Annotated in this window: 19 protein-coding genes, 7 tRNA genes and 4 pseudogenes; 24 read left to right on the top strand and 6 right to left on the bottom strand. The window is 40.2% G+C overall.

Going from position 1 to position 17,881, the window contains the following annotated elements:
- The first annotated feature begins 21 nt into the window (after positions 1-21).
- From rsbV to C5I45_RS17070, 5 genes are all read left to right on the top strand, one after another.
- On the top strand, positions 22-351 hold the full coding sequence (gene rsbV / locus C5I45_RS17090; RefSeq protein ID WP_003156176.1) for an anti-sigma factor antagonist RsbV: 330 nt from the start codon (positions 22-24) through the stop codon (positions 349-351).
- Positions 348-830: an anti-sigma B factor RsbW gene (gene rsbW / locus C5I45_RS17085; protein ID WP_003156173.1), complete on the top strand. Its 483-nt coding sequence runs from the start codon at positions 348-350 to the stop codon at positions 828-830. Before rsbV ends, rsbW begins: the two co-directional genes overlap by 4 nt.
- Complete coding sequence (gene sigB / locus C5I45_RS17080) at positions 796-1,584, top strand: RNA polymerase sigma factor SigB (RefSeq protein ID WP_003156171.1); 789 nt, start codon at positions 796-798, stop codon at positions 1,582-1,584. Before rsbW ends, sigB begins: the two co-directional genes overlap by 35 nt.
- Positions 1,584-2,186, top strand: a complete 603-nt coding sequence (locus C5I45_RS17075; protein ID WP_003156170.1) for a phosphoserine phosphatase RsbX — start codon at positions 1,584-1,586, stop codon at positions 2,184-2,186. The genes sigB and C5I45_RS17075 overlap by 1 nt, the downstream gene beginning before the upstream one ends.
- A 72-nt stretch (positions 2,187-2,258) precedes the next feature.
- Positions 2,259-4,418, top strand: coding sequence for a Tex family protein (locus C5I45_RS17070; protein ID WP_107994531.1), 2,160 nt, complete (start codon positions 2,259-2,261; stop codon positions 4,416-4,418).
- 9 nt (positions 4,419-4,427) lie between these two features.
- On the opposite strand, the gene cmpA is transcribed toward C5I45_RS17070, so the two are convergent.
- A complete protein-coding gene (gene cmpA / locus C5I45_RS17065) occupies positions 4,428-4,541 on the bottom strand; it encodes a cortex morphogenetic protein CmpA (protein ID WP_003156164.1) in 114 nt (37 codons plus the stop codon).
- Between the two features lie 99 nt (positions 4,542-4,640).
- On the opposite strand from cmpA, the gene C5I45_RS17060 reads away from it, so the two are divergent.
- The 14 genes and pseudogenes from C5I45_RS17060 (at position 4,641) to C5I45_RS16995 (ending at position 10,805) form a co-directional block, all read left to right on the top strand.
- Entirely contained in the window at positions 4,641-5,090 is a 450-nt protein-coding gene (locus tag C5I45_RS17060) for a SprT family protein (protein ID WP_014304406.1), read from the top strand.
- 135 nt (positions 5,091-5,225) lie between these two features.
- A tRNA-Asn gene (locus tag C5I45_RS17055) sits at positions 5,226-5,300 on the top strand.
- A 4-nt stretch (positions 5,301-5,304) separates the two neighbouring features.
- A tRNA-Ser gene (locus C5I45_RS17050) sits at positions 5,305-5,395 on the top strand.
- A 19-nt stretch (positions 5,396-5,414) separates the two neighbouring features.
- Positions 5,415-5,489: transfer RNA gene (locus C5I45_RS17045), tRNA-Glu, on the top strand.
- An 11-nt stretch (positions 5,490-5,500) separates the two neighbouring features.
- Positions 5,501-5,575 (top strand) — tRNA-Gln (locus C5I45_RS17040).
- 33 nt (positions 5,576-5,608) lie between these two features.
- Positions 5,609-5,684, top strand: a tRNA-Lys gene (locus C5I45_RS17035).
- Between the two features lie 8 nt (positions 5,685-5,692).
- Positions 5,693-5,774: transfer RNA gene (locus C5I45_RS17030), tRNA-Leu, on the top strand.
- 68 nt (positions 5,775-5,842) lie between these two features.
- Positions 5,843-5,926 (top strand) — tRNA-Leu (locus tag C5I45_RS17025).
- A gap of 171 nt (positions 5,927-6,097) precedes the next feature.
- Positions 6,098-6,184 (top strand): annotated as a pseudogene (locus C5I45_RS19685) (response regulator aspartate phosphatase); the annotation flags it as partial.
- A gap of 212 nt (positions 6,185-6,396) precedes the next feature.
- Positions 6,397-6,921, top strand: a complete 525-nt coding sequence (locus C5I45_RS17020) for an NAD(P)H-dependent oxidoreductase (protein WP_107994530.1) — start codon at positions 6,397-6,399, stop codon at positions 6,919-6,921.
- Between the two features lie 405 nt (positions 6,922-7,326).
- Positions 7,327-7,465: pseudogene (locus tag C5I45_RS17010) on the top strand (IS1595 family transposase); the annotation flags it as partial.
- A 115-nt stretch (positions 7,466-7,580) separates the two neighbouring features.
- On the top strand, positions 7,581-8,384 hold the full coding sequence (locus tag C5I45_RS17005) for an alpha/beta fold hydrolase (RefSeq protein ID WP_003156160.1): 804 nt from the start codon (positions 7,581-7,583) through the stop codon (positions 8,382-8,384).
- A gap of 612 nt (positions 8,385-8,996) precedes the next feature.
- Positions 8,997-9,363, top strand: a pseudogene (locus tag C5I45_RS19995) (BCCT family transporter); the annotation flags it as partial.
- A 38-nt stretch (positions 9,364-9,401) separates the two neighbouring features.
- A complete protein-coding gene (locus C5I45_RS16995) occupies positions 9,402-10,805 on the top strand; it encodes an MFS transporter (RefSeq protein WP_003156158.1) in 1,404 nt (467 codons plus the stop codon).
- A gap of 565 nt (positions 10,806-11,370) precedes the next feature.
- Here C5I45_RS16995 and C5I45_RS16990 read toward each other — a convergent pair.
- Positions 11,371-12,318 (bottom strand): alpha/beta hydrolase, encoded by a 948-nt coding sequence (locus C5I45_RS16990; RefSeq protein ID WP_003156157.1) that lies wholly within the window; start codon positions 12,316-12,318, stop codon positions 11,371-11,373.
- 81 nt (positions 12,319-12,399) lie between these two features.
- A complete protein-coding gene (locus C5I45_RS16985; RefSeq protein ID WP_024084916.1) occupies positions 12,400-12,819 on the bottom strand; it encodes an organic hydroperoxide resistance protein in 420 nt (139 codons plus the stop codon).
- 411 nt (positions 12,820-13,230) lie between these two features.
- On the opposite strand from C5I45_RS16985, the gene C5I45_RS16980 reads away from it, so the two are divergent.
- The 3 genes and pseudogenes from C5I45_RS16980 to C5I45_RS16970 all read left to right on the top strand — a co-directional run bounded on the left by C5I45_RS16980 (position 13,231) and on the right by C5I45_RS16970 (position 14,713).
- Positions 13,231-13,668, top strand: a complete 438-nt coding sequence (locus C5I45_RS16980; RefSeq protein ID WP_003156155.1) for a MarR family winged helix-turn-helix transcriptional regulator — start codon at positions 13,231-13,233, stop codon at positions 13,666-13,668.
- Positions 13,669-13,808: 140 nt separating this feature from the next.
- Positions 13,809-14,162, top strand: a pseudogene (locus C5I45_RS16975) (cystatin-like fold lipoprotein); the annotation flags it as partial.
- A gap of 125 nt (positions 14,163-14,287) precedes the next feature.
- Complete coding sequence (locus C5I45_RS16970; protein WP_003156152.1) at positions 14,288-14,713, top strand: MaoC family dehydratase; 426 nt, start codon at positions 14,288-14,290, stop codon at positions 14,711-14,713.
- A gap of 264 nt (positions 14,714-14,977) precedes the next feature.
- On the opposite strand, the gene C5I45_RS16965 is transcribed toward C5I45_RS16970, so the two are convergent.
- From C5I45_RS16965 to C5I45_RS16955, 3 genes are all read right to left on the bottom strand, one after another.
- Positions 14,978-15,319: an MmcQ/YjbR family DNA-binding protein gene (locus tag C5I45_RS16965; RefSeq protein WP_015239219.1), complete on the bottom strand. Its 342-nt coding sequence runs from the start codon at positions 15,317-15,319 to the stop codon at positions 14,978-14,980.
- Positions 15,320-15,373: 54 nt separating this feature from the next.
- Complete coding sequence (locus C5I45_RS16960) at positions 15,374-15,571, bottom strand: AAA family ATPase (protein ID WP_225630095.1); 198 nt, start codon at positions 15,569-15,571, stop codon at positions 15,374-15,376.
- A gap of 95 nt (positions 15,572-15,666) precedes the next feature.
- Positions 15,667-16,110, bottom strand: coding sequence for an Rrf2 family transcriptional regulator (locus C5I45_RS16955; RefSeq protein WP_014304411.1), 444 nt, complete (start codon positions 16,108-16,110; stop codon positions 15,667-15,669).
- 198 nt (positions 16,111-16,308) lie between these two features.
- Between C5I45_RS16955 and C5I45_RS16950 the strand changes: the two genes are divergently transcribed.
- A complete protein-coding gene (locus tag C5I45_RS16950) occupies positions 16,309-16,947 on the top strand; it encodes an NAD(P)-dependent oxidoreductase (RefSeq protein WP_014304412.1) in 639 nt (212 codons plus the stop codon).
- Positions 16,948-17,503: 556 nt separating this feature from the next.
- A complete protein-coding gene (cspC, locus tag C5I45_RS16945; RefSeq protein ID WP_003156143.1) occupies positions 17,504-17,707 on the top strand; it encodes a cold shock protein CspC in 204 nt (67 codons plus the stop codon).
- Positions 17,708-17,881: the final 174 nt, after the last annotated feature.

The raw sequence follows: 17,881 nt of genomic DNA, 5'->3' as shown, positions 1-17,881 counted from the left end.
ATAACTTTCAGAGGTGATACGATGAATTTAACGGTAGATATGAAGGAGAATCTTTCAGATATACAAATCAATATCGCTGGAGAAATCGATGTATACTCAGCTCCGGTGGTTCGTGAAAAGCTGATGCCCCTGGCAAACGAGGGGAAGGACATGAGAATCTGCTTAAAAGATGTAAACTATATGGACAGTACGGGTTTAGGCGTTTTTGTAGGCGTGTTTAAAACGGTGAGCAAGGAAGGCGGCTCTCTGAAGCTTGAGAATCTTTCCGACCGGCTCGTCCGTCTGTTTGAAATTACGGGGCTTAAGGACATCATCGACATTTCGGCAAAGTCAGAAGGTGGCGTGCAATGAGTACATCAGTTGATTATATAGAGATGAAAATTCCGGCCGAACCGGAATATGTAGGAATCGTCAGGCTTACATTATCAGGAGTCGCCAGCAGAATGGGCTATACCTATGATGACATTGAAGATTTAAAAATCGCTGTCAGCGAAGCTTGTACAAACGCTGTCCAGCATGCATACAAAGATGAAAATAAGGGAGAAGTATCCGTGCGGTTCGGTGTGTTTGAGGATCGGCTGGAGGTCATTGTCGCCGATCAGGGAGACAGCTTTGATTTTGATCAGAAGCAGCAGGATCTCGGGCCGTACACACCTTCGCACACAGTCGATCAATTGTCAGAAGGAGGGCTCGGTCTGTATTTAATGGAAACGCTCATGGATGAAGTCAAAGTTCAAAGCAACTCTGGCGTAACCGTGGCGATGACAAAGTATTTAAATGGGGAGCGAGTTGATCATGGCACAACCATCAAAAACTACGAAACTAACTAAAGATGAAGTTGATCGGCTCATACGCGACTTTCAAACACATGATAATAAAGAAGCCCAGGAAACACTCGTCGAGGTGTATACCAATCTCGTCGAAATGCTGGCAAAGAAATATTCAAAAGGAAAAAGCTTTCACGAAGATCTCCGCCAAGTCGGGATGATCGGACTTCTCGGAGCCATTAAACGGTATGATCCCGAGGTCGGCAAATCCTTTGAAGCATTTGCGATTCCGACCATCATCGGCGAGATCAAACGCTTCCTCAGAGATAAAACATGGAGCGTACACGTCCCGAGACGGATTAAAGAACTCGGGCCGCGCATTAAAATGGCGGTGGATCAGCTGACGACAGAGACGCAGCGGTCGCCGAAAGTCGAAGAAATCGCAGCCTTTCTCGATGTGTCAGAAGAGGAAGTGCTTGAAACGATGGAGATGGGAAAAAGCTATCAGGCGCTTTCTGTCGATCACAGCATCGAAGCGGATGCGGACGGAAGCACCGTCACGATTTTAGATATCGTCGGGTCGCAGGAGGAAGGATACGAACGCGTCAACCAGCAGATGATGATCAAAAGCGTGCTTCATGTGCTGTCCGACCGCGAAAAACAGATTATCGATCTAACATTTGTGCAAAATAAAAGCCAAAAAGAAACAGGGGACATTCTCGGAATATCTCAAATGCACGTCTCGCGCCTGCAGCGGAAAGCGGTGAAAAAACTGAGAGAGGCCTTGATTGGAGATCCCTCCATGGAGCTAATGTAATGATTCAGGTTGAAGAAAATGAACATGTTCAAACTCTTGTATACCAATTAAATAAAGAAGGCAAGTCCATATGCGGCGACAGCTTTTTTATGAAGGCGAATGAAGAAGAATTAGTTTGCGCGGTAGCGGACGGTCTCGGCAGCGGATCTCTTGCCAACGAATCCTCGTCAGCCATTAAAGACATCGTGGAAACGTATGCGGATGAGGATGTGGAAAGCATCATTGAGCGCTGCAATCAAGCGATGAAAAACAAAAGAGGGGCGACTGCCTCCATCTTAAAAATCAATTTCATCAAAAGGGAATTGACATACTGCTCGATCGGCAACGTCCGTTTCTTCCTGCACTCCCCATCAGGCGAAGTTTTTCATCCGCTGCCGATTTCGGGTTACCTCTCAGGCAAACCGCAAAGATACAAAACGTATACGTCATCATACGAAAAAGGGGCGACATTCATCATCTACACGGATGGGCTTGAGGTTCCGCATATCCGCACCTGCTTAAAGCAGGGACACTCAATAGAAGAAATATCAAAATCACTTCATCCGTACACAACATCCAGACGTGATGATTTGACCTATATTCTCGGGCAGCTTTTATCGTAAGGCTGCTTTTTTTATGTTCCGCCGTTTTTTGATACACTAGAGAAAGAAAGAAGAGATGGAGGCTTTTGTGATATGGAAACGTTAGCCCTTTTGAAAAAACAAATTGCTGAAGAAACAGCGTTATCCCAAAAACATGTCGAAAGTGTCATCCGCCTGCTGGAAGACGGCAATACCGTCCCGTTTATTGCGCGGTACCGAAAAGAGCAGACCGGCTCAATGGACGAGGTGCAGATTCAGGCAATCTCCGAGCGGTGGCAATACATACAAAACCTGACGCAGCGGAAAGAAGAAGTCATCAGATTGATCTCCGAGCAGGACAAGCTGACGGAAGGGCTGAAGCAAAAAATCGAGCAAGCGGTGAAGCTTCAGGAAGTCGAGGATTTATACCGCCCCTTCAAACAAAAACGGAAAACAAAAGCCACCGTCGCCAAAAGCAAAGGTCTTGAACCGCTTGCGGACTATATTCTTTCTCTCCCGAAAGAAAACCGCCTTCACGACGTCGCTGATCAATATATCAGTGCAGAAAAAGAAGTCGCTTCAAGAGAGGAAGCCATTGAAGGCGCGAAGCACATCATAGCCGAACAAATCTCGGATGATCCTCATTTCAGAAAGTGGATCCGCCAGGAAACGTATAAAAAAGGAATTCTCACTTCCGCGGCAGGCAAGTCAGCCGCAGATGACGAGAAAAACGTCTATGAAATGTACTACGAGTACGAAGAGCCGATCCAAAAGGTCGTTCCTCACAGAGTGCTTGCAATGAACCGCGGTGAAAAAGAAGGCATTTTAAAGGTTGCGATCGAACCGCCCGCCGATCAGATAAAAGCTTATTTAGAAAAGCAAATCATCAAACACCGTGAAACACCTGTGAAAGAAACGCTGAAAGAAGCCATTGAGGACAGTTATAAACGCCTGATCCAGCCGGCTATTGAACGCGATATCCGCAAAGAGCTGTCAGAAAAAGCAGACGCGCAGGCGATCCATATTTTCGCTGAAAACCTGCGTAAGCTCCTGCTGCAGCCGCCGATGAAGGGAAAAGTCGTGCTCGGCGTCGATCCGGCCTTCCGTACGGGGTGCAAACTTGCAGTCGTTGATGAGACGGGAAAAGTGCTGAAAATCGATGTCATTTACCCGCACGCTCCCGTCAAAAAGACAGCGGAAGCCCGAAAAAAAATCAAAGAATTGCTGGACCGGTACGAAGTCGAGGTTGTGGCGATCGGAAACGGCACGGCATCACGGGAGACAGAGCAATTCGTCGTTGATGTGCTGAAAGAAACAGAGCGGGACATTTATTATGTCATCGTCAATGAGGCCGGAGCAAGCGTGTATTCCGCGTCAGAAATCGCCCGTGAGGAATTTCCGGATTTTCAGGTCGAAGAGCGCAGCGCCGTCTCCATCGCGCGGAGATTGCAGGATCCGCTGGCCGAGCTTGTGAAAATTGATCCTAAATCCGTCGGTGTCGGGCAATACCAGCATGATGTCAGCCAAAAGCATTTAAACGAATCTCTCCGTTTTGTCGTAGAGACCGTCGTCAACCAAGTCGGGGTGAATGTCAATACAGCATCAGCCGCGCTGCTTCAATATGTAGCCGGGTTATCCAAAACCGTTGCCGGCAATATCGTCAAAAAAAGGGAAGAGCTCGGAAAATTTACAAACCGCAAAGAGCTGAAAGATATCCCGCGTCTCGGCGCAAAAACATATGAACAGTGCATCGGCTTTTTGAGAGTGCCCGGAGGACGGGAGCCGCTCGACCGCACCGGGATACACCCGGAAAGCTATAAAGAGACAAAGGCGCTGCTCAAAAAACTGCAGCTCACTGCGGATCAGATCGGAAGCGCGGACGTAAAAGAGAAAATCAGCGCACTGCCGCTGTCTGAAACGGCTGAAGAGCTCGGTATAGGGGAGATTACGCTTGCGGATATTTGCGGGCAGCTGACAAGGCCGGAGCGGGATCCCCGTGACGAAGTGCCGAAGCCCTTGCTGAAAAAAGACGTTCTGCAGCTTGAGGATTTAAAGGAAGGAATGGAATTGCAGGGCACCGTCCGGAACGTTGTGGACTTCGGCGCTTTCGTCGATATCGGCGTCAAGCAGGACGGGCTTGTGCACATCTCAAAACTGAGCAATCAATTCGTCAAACACCCTCTCGACGTCGTATCGGTCGGAGACATCGTCACCGTATGGGTTGAAGGGGTGGACGTGCAAAAAGGCAGAGTGTCGCTGTCTATGGTAAAATAAAAGCACTGCTTACGAGCAGTGTTTTTTTCTGTAGAAATACCAGCACTGGTTCAGCAGTTTGATTTGGTAATTGTCCTTTTCTAAAAACGCTTTTTGCATTTGTTTCATCAGCCAATTCGGCATGGCTCATTCCTCCTCAGCTTTTAGTTAGAGGTCGGTTTTAACACATTGTATGCGAACGGTGAATTGTCCCGTTCAATGTTTTTAAAGCGGGGTGCACATATGGATAACGAACAACTTCAAAAGCTGACGGAAGACATCTCTGCACAAGATTTCGGAAAGCCGTTCCGTCACCGGGCCTTTTTCAATGATCGGCTGAAAACGACAGGCGGCCGCTACATGCTGTCTTCCCATAACATCGAATTAAACCGCAAATATCTTCTCGAACACGGGCAGAGCGAGCTGATAGGCATCATCAAACACGAGCTGTGCCATTATCATCTTCATCTTGAGGGAAAAGGGTACAAGCACAGAGACAAAGACTTCAGAGACCTGCTTCAGAAAGTCGGAGCGCCAAGATTCTGCACGCCGCTGCAAACCAAAAAGACACAAAAGAAAACATATATGTATAGATGCGAGGCTTGCGGCCAACAGTATATAAAGAAGCGGGCAATGAATCCGGAAAGATATGCCTGCGGAAAGTGCAGAGGAAAAATCAAAAGAATTTTTTAAAAAGGCTTGACTCATTTCAATGATCTGTGTTAAATTATAAAAGTCGTTGAGAGACAACGATGCTTTCTCAAAAAAATAAATGTTGCTTATTGACACAATATGTCGCATCATTTATAATAAAGAAAGTCTGATCATTCCACAGTAGCTCAGTGGTAGAGCTATCGGCTGTTAACCGATCGGTCGCAGGTTCGAATCCTGCCTGTGGAGCCATTATGGAGAAGTACTCAAGTGGCTGAAGAGGCGCCCCTGCTAAGGGTGTAGGTCGCGTAAGCGGCGCGAGGGTTCAAATCCCTCCTTCTCCGCCAGATAAGTTCTCAACCAGACGGCCCGTTGGTCAAGCGGTTAAGACACCGCCCTTTCACGGCGGTAACACGGGTTCGAATCCCGTACGGGTCACCATTTACCTTCGTTGGGCTATAGCCAAGCGGTAAGGCAACGGACTTTGACTCCGTCATGCGTTGGTTCGAATCCAGCTAGCCCAGCCATTTCATTTGAAATTTTTGAATCACTTTTAGAGCGAGCCATTAGCTCAGTTGGTAGAGCATCTGACTTTTAATCAGAGGGTCGAAGGTTCGAGTCCTTCATGGCTCACCACTTGTCACGCGGGTGTGGCGGAATTGGCAGACGCGCTAGACTTAGGATCTAGTGTCTTACGACGTGGGGGTTCGAGTCCCTTCACCCGCACTTTCTTTTCAAAGTGCTGATCATCATCACTAGCTTATATGCTTAGTGGAAAGACAGCTTCATAGCACGCGGTCGTGGCGGAATGGCAGACGCGCTAGGTTGAGGGCCTAGTGGGTGAATAACCCGTGGAGGTTCAAGTCCTCTCGGCCGCATACCAATAATACCAAGGGTTTAACCGCCTTTGGTATTTTTTGTGCTTATTTTTAAATGATCTACTATCCACAAACTGCCCACTTACCTGGAGTAAGTCATCTACAGTTGACGTCGCACAAATATTTTCATCATTATAGGTAGTTACTAATGCCTCAAACTCCAATTTGCAAAAGGCAGAGAAAGTATTGCTAAGCATGGAGGAAAACAAAGAGGCCTTGTTATATTATCAGCTATTAGAATTTAGACACGAGATAATAGGGTAGGGGCATAAAGGTACTGAAAAGGCTTAATCTTTTTTAAAAGGTTAAGTCTTTTTTTGGCTATAAATGTAATCTGTGCCCAATTATTTGCCCTGAATTCACGAAAAAGGATAAAATAGGTGTAAATAAAGTTGCTATTTTAAAATTAATTCAATTCATTATCGTAAAAGCAATAATAACTAATCGGCGAAGAAAGGATAATCAGTCAAATGAAAACATTAGTTATCGTTATACACCCTAATTTGGAAACGTCTGTTGTCAACAAAACCTGGATGAATCGTTTAAAGCAAGAGAATGACATTACGGTTCATGACCTGTACGGTGAATATCCTAATTTTATCATTGATGTAGAAAAAGAGCAGCAGCTCCTGTTAGATCATGAGCGCATCGTTTTTCAGTTCCCAATGTATTGGTACAGCAGTCCCGCGTTACTCAAACAATGGGAAGATGATGTGTTAACACATGGCTGGGCTTATGGAACTGGAGGTACTAAATTGCATGGCAAAGAACTACTCTTAGCTATCTCCTTAGGCGCACAGGAATCTGATTATCAAGCAGGCGGAGAATATAATATCACGATCAGCGAGCTTATCAGACCGTTTCAAATCACTGCTAACTATATAGGAATGCGTTTTCTTCCTGCCTTTGCACAATATGGGACATTTCACCTTTCAAAAGAAGATGTTAAGAACAGTGCGGAGAAATTGGTTGACTATCTTAAAGCTGAGCATTGATCCGGTATTCGCGAGGGAAGCTGAAATAAACTAATTACAGCAGGGCGATGAGTAGATATTTCTTGTTGAAATGTAGATTTCCTTGGTCTCTAATAGGTGCCCAGTTTGTGCTCGGAATTCATGAAAAATGATGAAAATAAGTATAAATAAAATAAAAATGATGAAAATAAGTATAAATAAAATAAACAGATGCTTTGAATAAAAGCTTTTGAAACTTTTGATAGGTTTTTACTAGGTTGAGGGCCCAGCGGGTGAATAACCCGTGAAGGTTCAAGTCCTCTCGCCGCATCCCAATGATACCAAGGGTAATAGAGAGATCCTTGGTATTTTTTTGCGCTTATTTTTAAATGATCTACTGCCCACAAACTGCCCACTTACCTAAAGTTCAAAGTGATCAAAATACTCAAAGTATCTGGACAATACTTTGCTTGGTTCTTATTTGTCAGTAGTCGCAGTAACGAAAGCACTAAACAACACATTAAACAGATACTTTTGATATGACGGACACATATGACAGTTCCGATTGTCAAAATTCAATGTATAACCCTTGTTCAACTTACCAAGTTCAGTTAAAAGTTTGTTAAAATTGTGATAAATGTATGAAAGGACTAAATGTTCATGTCGAAACATTAGGATTACAGGGAAGGGGAAACAAATACATGTCGATTTACCATAAAGTAATTGGAGATGGATATCCGATCGTTATGTTGCATGGTTGGACACTTGACCATCAGGTGATGTTAAATGCAATGGAACCGTTATTCGAGAAACGAAGCTGTTGGAAGAGAATATACATAGACTTACCAGGTATGGGACATTCTAAGCCACAACCATCTATTCAGAACTCTGATGATGTTTTAGAAGCGATATTGCGTCTTTTGGACGAGATTATTCCTGATCAACAGTTTATTGTTTGCGGTAATTCATATGGAGGGTACATTGCCAGAGGTATCGTTCGTTCACGTAAGGAAACAGTTCGTGGATTACTGCTGATGGCACCATTAACTATACCCGAATTCGATGAAAGGGTAGTACCGCAGAAGACTGTTCTAAAAAGAGACAGCGACTTGATATCACATTTGTCTTCAGAGGAGGCGGATGAATTTTGCTCTATGGGGATTGTGCAAGGTAAAACTGAATGGGAGAGGTTTCGGGATGAAATTTTACTTCCATCTAAACAAACAAATTATGAATTCGTAAACAACATTCGTCAAAATGGATATGGGTTTACCTTCGATATTTCATCTAAACTTGAGTATCCCACGCTAATTATCACAGGGCGTCAGGACAATGTAGTCGGATACCATGATGCGTGGCGGCTACTCGAAGATTACCCAAGGGCAACTTTTGCAGTACTTGATATGGCTGGTCACAACCTGCAAATCGAACAAACCGATGTATTTAATTCATTGGTTCACAACTGGTTAAACAGACTTGAGTCGGAAAATTTTCGGTTGGTATAACTTTCCATAATTATAAGTTTACTGTTGCAATTACCAATTAGTTAAACAATAATTAAGATAAGCAATATTGGGGTTTCCTGAAATTTTAGTAATTATTAGTCTTTATTGTCATTGGGGATCATTTAATCATTGAACAAAAATAAATCCATTATTTCATACCCTGTGCTACTTATTTCTGTTGTAGTCTAAGGTAAAGAAAGTTGAAAAGGTATACGAAATTCGTCATACAAATTAAAGTTTTGAATGAAAGAGCAGGATTACTCCTGCTCTTTTTCTTTCTAATTGGGCTAGATTAAACGCAGACGGTTATTCCTTGGGAAAAACAAAAAAATTTCTTCTATCCATTGACTAGCTTGGCTTTAGCCTGGTTTCTATCACCCCGTTGGGCTTGTCAGGTTTTAAAAAGGTATGCTACGTTTATAGTGTTTTGTTTCACCTGATTGTGGGGTAATAAAGATAGAATCAGTAAATAATTCTTAGGAACGACCTCAATCTTATAATAAACATATTGGAAGACGTAATGGAAGATCTAAAATAAAGGTTTAGGCTACTTTGAAGAAATAAAAGTTTTTTTTCGATTGTGATCATATTCACAATAGAGCTGTATGAAGGGGAATCATTTCTCCAAATAGTCTGCAGAAAATACCGACCACAGCCCAAGGATATCTCACTAACCGCTTTGGCTGGTATTATCTGTTGGCTGTTTCTCTTTTTGTTGCTTCTTGTATTATTTTTAGCCCAATCGGCAAAAATAAGTTAAGGAAACCAGCGAAAACACTTAATTTCATCCTTCTTTCCTGGTTTACAATGTTATTTGGCGCTGATATGGATATTAGTCTAGTCTTTTAAGGTACAGTTGAACCAATCAGCCACTATGCCGTTAGCTCTCCATCAGGTGAAACAGAAACCCCCGGACTTTTAGAGAAGCATTACGCTATACATTCTGGGACTGCATGCTCGGACCGTTTACGCGCTTGTATAATGTGGATTTGATAATTAAGGAGTCGATATTATTAAATGAAGTTTAACAAGAAAAAAATTAACGTTGTAGACATTCAAAAAGCGAAGAAAAGCGTGTTTGCTACAGGGATAGGAAACGCGATGGAATGGTTTGATTTTGCTTTATATTCTTATTTGGCAGTTATTATTAGTAAAAACTTTTTCAGTCCAGTTCAAAACGATGAATTAAAGTTAATATTTACTTTTGCTACATTTGCAATTGCCTTCTTACTTAGACCGGTAGGCGGAATTATTTTTGGTAAAATGGGTGATAAATTTGGTCGGAAAATAGTATTAACAATTACTATTTTAATGATGGCTTTATCTACTTTAATAATTGGTGTGCTTCCTACCTATGATCAGATTGGGGTATGGGCCCCTATATTATTACTCTTTGCCCGTATTCTGCAAGGCTTTTCTGTGGGTGGAGAGTACGCTGGGGCAATGGTATATATCGCAGAATCTTCTCCAGATAATAAACGTATAAGGTTAGGCAGCGGTTTAGAAATCGGCACATTATCTGGTTATATAGTAGCTTCTGTTTTAGTTACAGTACTTTTCTGGACTTTATCTGATGTTCAAATGAATAGTTGGGGATGGAGAATTCCTTTCTTCTTAAGTATTCCAATAGGATTATTTGGTTTATATTTGAGAAGTCATCTAGATGAATCACCAATCTTTGAAAGTGACATCTCTGAAAACCAAGAACAACAACCAGGTTTATTAGAAGTCATTAAAACATATAAAAAAGATATCTTTTTATGTATCGTATTTGTGGCATTTTTCAATATAACCAATTACCTATTATTAGGGTATATGCCTTCTTATTTAGATGAGAACCTTGGTATAAGTGATAATATAAGTACACCGGTTACAGCAATTGTATTGATTATTATGGTACCGTTCGCTTTAACTTTTGGTAAACTGGGAGATAAATTAGGAAATAAAAAAGTTATAACAATTGGATTAGTATTAGGAATTGTATTTTCGATTATCTCTTTTCAATTTCTTAATATGGGGAATATAACATTCTTATTTATAGGACTTTTAATGTTAGGTATTGTATTATCTGTATACGAAGGTACTATGCCAGGATCTTTACCTACGTTGTTCCATACGGACATTAGATATCGTACATTATCCTGGACATTCAACTTATCAGTTTCTATTTTTGGCGGAACAACACCTTTAGTTGCTTCTTGGTTAACCCATGTGACAAGAAACAATTTGGCGCCGGGTTTCTATTTATTGGCAGTCAGTTTAATTGGCTTAATAGTTGTGTTAACCTTATTTAAAGATACTTCAGGTAAATCTTTAAAAGGTTCTTACCCAACAGTTGCTTCTAAAGCTGAGTTTCAAGAAGCTGTTGAAAATCCAAAAGATTCACTGTGGTGGAAAATGGAACAAACAGAAAAAGAATGAAAAAAACATCCATTTAATTGACCGACTACTCGAAATACAGACTCAGAATAAGCTGGGATTATCCGAGCAGCAATGACTGCAGCTCTTTTATATTCTGGAGGGCTTACTGCTTTGCAAATGCAGCGTTGCTATTCTCGATCGTCATTATTTTATTGGTTGTGTCCTAATAATAAAACATTGACGCAAGAACGAAGAGAAATTAAAAGGTCCGGGCAATACAGCAAAATAAGAAGCAAGAAGCTTTGTTATGCCAGTTCTTCTCACGAAGGAGAGCTGGCTTTTTATTTTCTGTATGGGGTCCAAAGCAGAAAACGAGAACTTGTACGCTAACTAATCAACAAAGGTTTTTTGGATATGAAGAGGGTGAACTGGTGAAAAAACGGAGTTTGTTGTGGAGTTAGCTTTGCAATTAGGGACATCTCAACAACAAAATAATAACCAGCCCGATTAAAAAGCTTATCAAAAGTTCCATTATTCCAATATACGATCCACTCAATTATTTGAGTGGATCTGTTTGTTTTTTATTTATTTGCAGCAGTCTCTATGTGACGAAACAATAAATGGATTAAAACCCTTTACGCAGCCAGGTTGCGGCGAGATCAATTGCTCCGCGCGCAGCTTCAGTTTTAGCTAAGGCGTTGAGCATCACGAAATCGTGAATGATACCTTGGAAACGTACGGCAGTGACCGGAACACCAGCTTCACGAAGTTTATTGGCATATGCTTCTCCCTCGTCTCGAAGTACATCAGCTTCAGCTGTGATAATCAATGCAGGTGGAAGCCCTTGAAGCTGCTCAGCAGTTGCACGCAGAGGTGATGCTGTAATTTCAGCACGCTCGTTCGAATTGGTTGTGTACTGATCCCAAAACCACATCATCGCGTCCTTGCGTAAAAAGTATCCTGCAGCAAACTGGTGATAGGATTCCGTATCGAAAGAAGCGTCTGTTACCGGATAGAAAAGTAATTGTTGCCGGATATTCAAGTCACCTCGTGCTTTGGCCATTAGCGTGACAGCAGCAGCCATATTGCCTCCAACACTATCACCTGCAATTGTTAGACTCTCGGGAATCATGCCGTTCTCACGGCCATTTTCAGATGCCCACTTCACTACTGCATAGATTTCTTCAATGGCTGTCGGATATTTTGCTTCTGGAGATAAGGTGTAATTTGGAAAGACAATAGCAGCTTGTGCTCCGACTGCTAGCTCACGGATGAGCCGATCATGTGTATGCTCATTACCAAATACCCAGCCGGCCCCATGAATGTACACGATGACAGGAAGGTGCGCAGGCGCATTCTGCGGGCGCATTATTCTTACTGATACCTGTCCGCTCGGTCCTCCTGAAATCATAACATCTTCAATATCAACTGGCAGTTTATCAATTGGGGCAGATTGAACCTCATCTACAGCTTCTCGTCCTTTCTCAGATCCAAGGTCGAATAGGTAGGGTGGGTTCGCGGTTGCTTCTGCAAATTCTTGAGCTGCTTTTTCTAATTGTACTTTCTTTAACATCAATCTCACTCCTTATTTGAAGGCTGGTCACCTATATGTTTTAATCAAATTTTTTGCCTATTGATCTTGGCATCTTTCGTCTTACATTGCTGTTGTAATGATTTGTACATCAATATTTCCGCGAGTAGCTTTAGAATATGGACATACTTGATGAGCTGCATGTGTTAATTCTTCCGCTTGCTCTTGAGATACCCCTTGAATTTCCACCTCCAGAACAACTCCGATTTTATAACCATTATCACTTTCATCTTTTAATAAACTTACTTTACCGGTAACAGCTGATTCGATTTTTAATCGTTGTCTCTGGGCTGCTAAATGAAGAGCACTGTCATAACAAGCTGAATAGCCTGCCGCAAATAATTGTTCTGGATTTGTAGCCGTGGATACTTGATTTGGTTTTGGCATAGCTAAATCCAAATCAATAATAAGATCATTAGATGTTACATGACCTTCTCTTCCGCCTTTTGTTGTAGCTTCTGCTGTAAAATATACTGTCATCATCAAACACTCCTATAAATTAAATTTAACACAATTGAATTTTAATCAATCTAATCAGCGTTGTCAATTAAATTTTTTGAAATTAAATTGCTCTCAATTTAAATTCGCAATTAAAATTCTCTAAATGAATGATTAGACTAAAATAAAGAACAGTTTTCGGCAGTTTAAAGTTAGTGTACAGAATAACCATATTGAGAAGGTGGCTCAATAAATCTATGAGTCGGTCAAAACAATATAGTGGAAGTATCTATATCGGTCATAATAAGAATGCACCTCAAACACATTTTGGTTATAAATAAAGTTCCCATGTATATAAGTTATGATTAATTAAATTGTCAGTCATTCAATTTCACTTAATGTAATTCTTATGCTATTATGTGTAGTAATGAATATAAATATTGTGAGGGATTTAACATGAAGAATGATAAATTACTGTTAAGTAATCATCTATGTTTTGCGATTTATGCAGCTTCCCGTGAAATGATAAAGTTATACCATCCTCTCTTAAAAGAATTAGGAATTACGTATCCACAGTATTTGGTTCTTCTTGTTTTATGGGAGAAGGAAAAAATATCTGTTAAAGGTTTAGGCGAAGAATTATATCTGGACTCCGGAACATTAACTCCAGTTTTAAAACGACTTGAGGAGCGAGGTCTTATTATAAGAGAGCGTTCAAAAGAGGATGAACGAAGTGTAATTATTACGTTAACAACTGAAGGGAATGAGTTTAAAGAAAAAGTCACAATGATACCTAATGCAGTATTTGATAAAACCGGTTGTAATGAAGAAGAAATTAAAAGTTATAACAAGGAAATTCGTAATTTACTTCACATGCTGACAACTGAGCAATAGTTTTATGAATATAGATGGCGGGCCAAGCGGGTGAATAACCTGCGGAGGTTCAAGTCCTCTCGGCCGATCCCTATGATACCAAGGGTTTTGACACCTTTTGTATTTTTTGTTTATAGACTTACTATAGTAGGTCGTATGATTTGTCAGTCACCTTCATCCTTCTGCTGACTGCGGGTGGCGGTAGTAAATAGGATAATGCAATTAATGAAGTGATGAAGCAGGAGAAGAAAGTCAGAAAAGAAATGCGAGCAGATTCAGATGAGCACAAAAGAGATAACGCCATAATTCGTGTATATGATGACGGGAAATATATTCAACTTGCGTTTTATCAGCCAGAAGAAAGTTCTCGTAGGCTGACTGCTTATTCTTATTATGAGAAGCTTGGAGATTCTTATGAGGAAATGGCACATATGCCGGGTGATGGTGATGGCGACCGCCTTGGTCTTTATAAGAAAACACCTGATTATAAAGAGGTTAAAGGCAAGGAAACAAAAACAATGTGCTTGTTCATTCCTGATAGGGGAACAATTGTTTTACCGTTAAGTTGTTGTGTGAGAGCCAGTATGTTAAAATGCTACGTAGATTTAATAATAAAGTTTAGATTCAAGGAGATTTATTTATGAAGTTGGATGAATTTACCATCGGGCAGGTTTTTCAAACTAAATCTTTTGAATTAACAAAAGAGAATATAATGAATTTTGCAGAAGTGTATGATCCACAGTACATGCATTTAAATGAAGAAAAAGCAAAAATGGGCAGGTTTAATGGAATTATTGCTTCTGGAATACAAACGTTATCTATTACTTTTAAGCTTTGGATTGAAGAAGGGTGTCATGAAGACGATATTATTGCTGGGACAGGAATGAATAATATAAAATTCCTAGCACCCGTTTACCCTAATGATAAACTGAACACTATTGTTAAGGTTATTGATAAAAAACCAAATAAAAGCCAGACGGGGATACTTACTGTATTGTTATCTACCTATAATCAGAAAGAGGAAAAAGTGTTTGAAGGTGAGTTATCAGTATTAATTAAACGCTAAATGACCTTTGCGGCATATCATCGTCACCTTTCATTTTTTATAGGTGTCTGGATGAAATGAGCAATCATCTTAATTAATTGAGTGGACTTTGAGTCTGCTCTTTTTTTATTTGTTCAACCTATGTCGAGAAACAAAGGACTCACAATAACGAAAAAATCATCTCGTAAATACGAATTTAAAAATTGCTACCTTGAGGTTTTTTGCATATTCCTCTGTATCATTGCACCGGATGAATATCTATAATGAGCGTTCTATCCTTCGATGTTATGTTTCCTTTTTACTTTTTGGTTTTGTCAGTTCAAAGCTGTACTTTACCATGTCATGGATTTGATGCTCTGGGAGTCCCTCATCTAAGGTAAGCGTATTCCAATGCTCCTTGTTCATATGGTATCCGGGCTTGATTTCTTCAAAAAGACCACGCAGAAAATCAGCCCTTTCAGGTTCGCATTTAAGGTTGACACATAAGTGTTCGTCGCGAGTGAAGATAAGTGCAAATATTTTCTTATTCCCTTTGTGCCGAATTGCAGTCCAACCATCTCCAAAAGGGTGGTCTTCATAAGAGTTTGGAAAGGTTAGGCAGTAATCTTTTATTTCATCATAATTCATTATCAATTCACTCCATACCTCATTATTTTTATATACAGAACATATTCGTTCAAACTAAGATTTGCGGTTTCTTTTATACCAATCCGAGATTTCCTCAAGTCTTTGTTTGAACTTAGCTTCTGAACCTTGAGTTGTTGGATAGTAATACTCACGCCCTATTAAAGAATCTGGCATCGTGTGCATTGTCGTTAATTTTTTCTCTTTATCATGAGCATTTTTATATCCCTTACCGTAATCTAAATCTAAAATCAATATCAATTCGGGGCTGGATTCAATATGATCCAGTCCCTTTTTGTTTTATTGATTTTTCTTATCCCCAGTCTGATAAAAGATTTTCTGTGAATCATTTAACAATTATCGGCCGTTTTTTCTTTTTCGATAATATCCTTTACCACATCCTCAATTGTTATATGTCCAAGAGCTTTTTCCAAGGCAGATTGGGCGATTTCAAATATTGGACCAATTGTACTTTGTATGTTCCGGCCTACAGGACATTGAGGATTGGGATTTTCATGTATACTAAACAATTCTTTATCTTGAACAACATTAACTGCTCTATAAACATCAAGTAAGGTGATTTCAGTTAAATCCTTCGCTAATTCAGCTCCTGCAATACCTGGCCGTACATTTACTAAACCTGCTTTTTTCAGCATCCCCATAATTTTTCTTATTAAGGCGGGATTTGTATTTACACTTCCAGCTAAAAATTCAGAAGTGCTGATTCCGTCTTCATTTATTTCAATAAGAGCCAATATATGAATTCCTACAGCAAAACGGCTGCTAATAGACATGATTTCTTCACCATCCTAATTACTTTACACTCTTTATAGTACACTTGTAACTGAATGTATTACAAGTTTATTTCACTCTAATATGCTCAATTAACAAGATGATAAAAGTATTGACAAATAAATAAGGTGTAACTAAAATTATTACATGTAATCAATTTGGTTACATTTAAAATTTTGAATGATTAGGAGGACTTTAAATTGAAAATTGGAATCATTGGTGCAACCGGAAAAGCTGGAAGTCTTATCTTGAAAGAAGCGGTAAGCAGGGGACATGAAGTAACTGCAATTGTAAGAGATGCTGCAAAACTTAAAGAGGAAAAGATTTCAATCATTGAAAAAAATATAATTGATCTGACATCGGATGATCTAAAAAAATTAGATGTAGTAATTAATGCCTTCGGAGCTCCATTAGGAGAAGAACAGGCACATGTAGATGCTGGCCGGGCATTAATTAGGGCATTAAAAGGAATGGGTACAAGAGCAGTAATTGTAGGCGGAGCAGGGAGTCTTTATGTAGACGAAAATAAAACTGTCAGTGTAATGGATACACCTGATTTCCCGGAGATTTTTATTCCAACAGCTAAAGGGCAAGGTCGTAACTTGCAAGAGCTAAAGGAAACTTCTGATATGAACTGGACATTTATCAGTCCTTCAGCGGTATTTGACCCAGACGGGAAAAGAACTGGGTTTTATCAGTCAGGAAAAGATCATCTTCTTGTGAACTCGAAAGGCGAAAGTTATATCAGCTATGCAGACTATGCAATTGCAGTATTGGATGAAATAGAAAATCCAAAACATATAAATGAACGCTTTACAGTTGTGGGAGAAGCTGAATAAGTTACTGAGTAGAAACAAAGGGCGCCATTAGCGTCATCGCTAATGGTATCTTCCTCCTAAGAATGTACGGAGACATTGAAAACTTTGCAATCAGAGTAGCTGATTATTTTTATGAAAAAGGGGATTTATCACGTTCCAATGAATATTATCGAGCTGATGACAGAGTAGGCGCTTAGTGAGTTGGATCAAAAAATAAATAGCTCTGACTAAAACCTTTGCGGGTTAGTTAGAGCTTTTGTAAACCCACTCGTTTTCGTGAGTGGGCTTTTTGAAAATACACCTATCAACATGATATTTATTATTAAGTACGGTAAGGGGTCCGTCAAAACTTCTAAATTCCAAATGAAGGTTCTCACTAAAAAACCTGCCGCACGTTTAACAAATAAAACCCTGAATGAAACATGATATTAATTTGCAGTTATTTCCGTTTCGTGCTATGATAAAGGAGAATTATTTTTGTTCGTGTAAAGGATAGTATGAATATCGACTTTTCGTCTTGATGATACTTTGGGCAAGGATAGTAATACAATGTGTAATACACTAGGAGGCAACAAAAATGGAACAAGGTACAGTTAAATGGTTTAATGCAGAAAAAGGTTTTGGATTTATCGAACGTGAAAATGGAGACGATGTATTCGTACACTTTTCTGCAATCCAAAGTGACGGATTCAAATCTTTAGACGAAGGTCAAAAAGTAACGTTTGACGTTGAGCAAGGTGCTCGTGGAGCTCAAGCTGCTAACGTTCAAAAAACTGCTTAATCTTCAATCGTTTATACAAACAGGCTCTTTATATAGGGCCTGTTTTTTTATGTTCTCTGTATCATACTGAATAAAAAACCCTACTCAACGTTCGAGTAGGGACAGATGCTACAAGGTAAGAAAAAGGTTTAAAACCTCAAAGGATTGTTTACAGTATAACATACCGGATTGACG

The organism is Bacillus sp. ZY-1-1, assembly GCF_003047165.1.
Taxonomy (GTDB): domain Bacteria; phylum Bacillota; class Bacilli; order Bacillales; family Bacillaceae; genus Bacillus; species Bacillus velezensis.
The sequence above is the reverse complement of the archived record's forward strand: the minus strand, read 5'-3'. Positions and strand labels throughout refer to the sequence as shown.

Bases quoted from the DNA above. Each gene is read 5' to 3' on its own strand.
- C5I45_RS17005 (WP_003156160.1), top strand. From the start codon at position 7,581: ATGTCGATTTACCATAAAGTAATTGGAGATGGATATCCGATCGTTATG.
- C5I45_RS16985 (WP_024084916.1), bottom strand. From the start codon at position 12,819: ATGATGACAGTATATTTTACAGCAGAAGCTACAACAAAAGGCGGAAGA.
- C5I45_RS16965 (WP_015239219.1), bottom strand. From the start codon at position 15,319: ATGAATTATGATGAAATAAAAGATTACTGCCTAACCTTTCCAAACTCT.
- rsbW (WP_003156173.1), top strand. From the start codon at position 348: ATGAGTACATCAGTTGATTATATAGAGATGAAAATTCCGGCCGAACCG.
- C5I45_RS16980 (WP_003156155.1), top strand. From the start codon at position 13,231: ATGAAGAATGATAAATTACTGTTAAGTAATCATCTATGTTTTGCGATT.
- rsbV (WP_003156176.1), top strand. From the start codon at position 22: ATGAATTTAACGGTAGATATGAAGGAGAATCTTTCAGATATACAAATC.
- cmpA (WP_003156164.1), bottom strand. From the start codon at position 4,541: ATGCCGAATTGGCTGATGAAACAAATGCAAAAAGCGTTTTTAGAAAAG.
- C5I45_RS17070 (WP_107994531.1), top strand. From the start codon at position 2,259: ATGGAAACGTTAGCCCTTTTGAAAAAACAAATTGCTGAAGAAACAGCG.
- cspC (WP_003156143.1), top strand. From the start codon at position 17,504: ATGGAACAAGGTACAGTTAAATGGTTTAATGCAGAAAAAGGTTTTGGA.
- C5I45_RS16970 (WP_003156152.1), top strand. From the start codon at position 14,288: ATGAAGTTGGATGAATTTACCATCGGGCAGGTTTTTCAAACTAAATCT.
- C5I45_RS16990 (WP_003156157.1), bottom strand. From the start codon at position 12,318: ATGTTAAAGAAAGTACAATTAGAAAAAGCAGCTCAAGAATTTGCAGAA.
- C5I45_RS17020 (WP_107994530.1), top strand. From the start codon at position 6,397: ATGAAAACATTAGTTATCGTTATACACCCTAATTTGGAAACGTCTGTT.
- C5I45_RS16995 (WP_003156158.1), top strand. From the start codon at position 9,402: ATGAAGTTTAACAAGAAAAAAATTAACGTTGTAGACATTCAAAAAGCG.
- C5I45_RS16955 (WP_014304411.1), bottom strand. From the start codon at position 16,110: ATGTCTATTAGCAGCCGTTTTGCTGTAGGAATTCATATATTGGCTCTT.
- sigB (WP_003156171.1), top strand. From the start codon at position 796: ATGGCACAACCATCAAAAACTACGAAACTAACTAAAGATGAAGTTGAT.
- C5I45_RS17075 (WP_003156170.1), top strand. From the start codon at position 1,584: ATGATTCAGGTTGAAGAAAATGAACATGTTCAAACTCTTGTATACCAA.
- C5I45_RS17060 (WP_014304406.1), top strand. From the start codon at position 4,641: ATGGATAACGAACAACTTCAAAAGCTGACGGAAGACATCTCTGCACAA.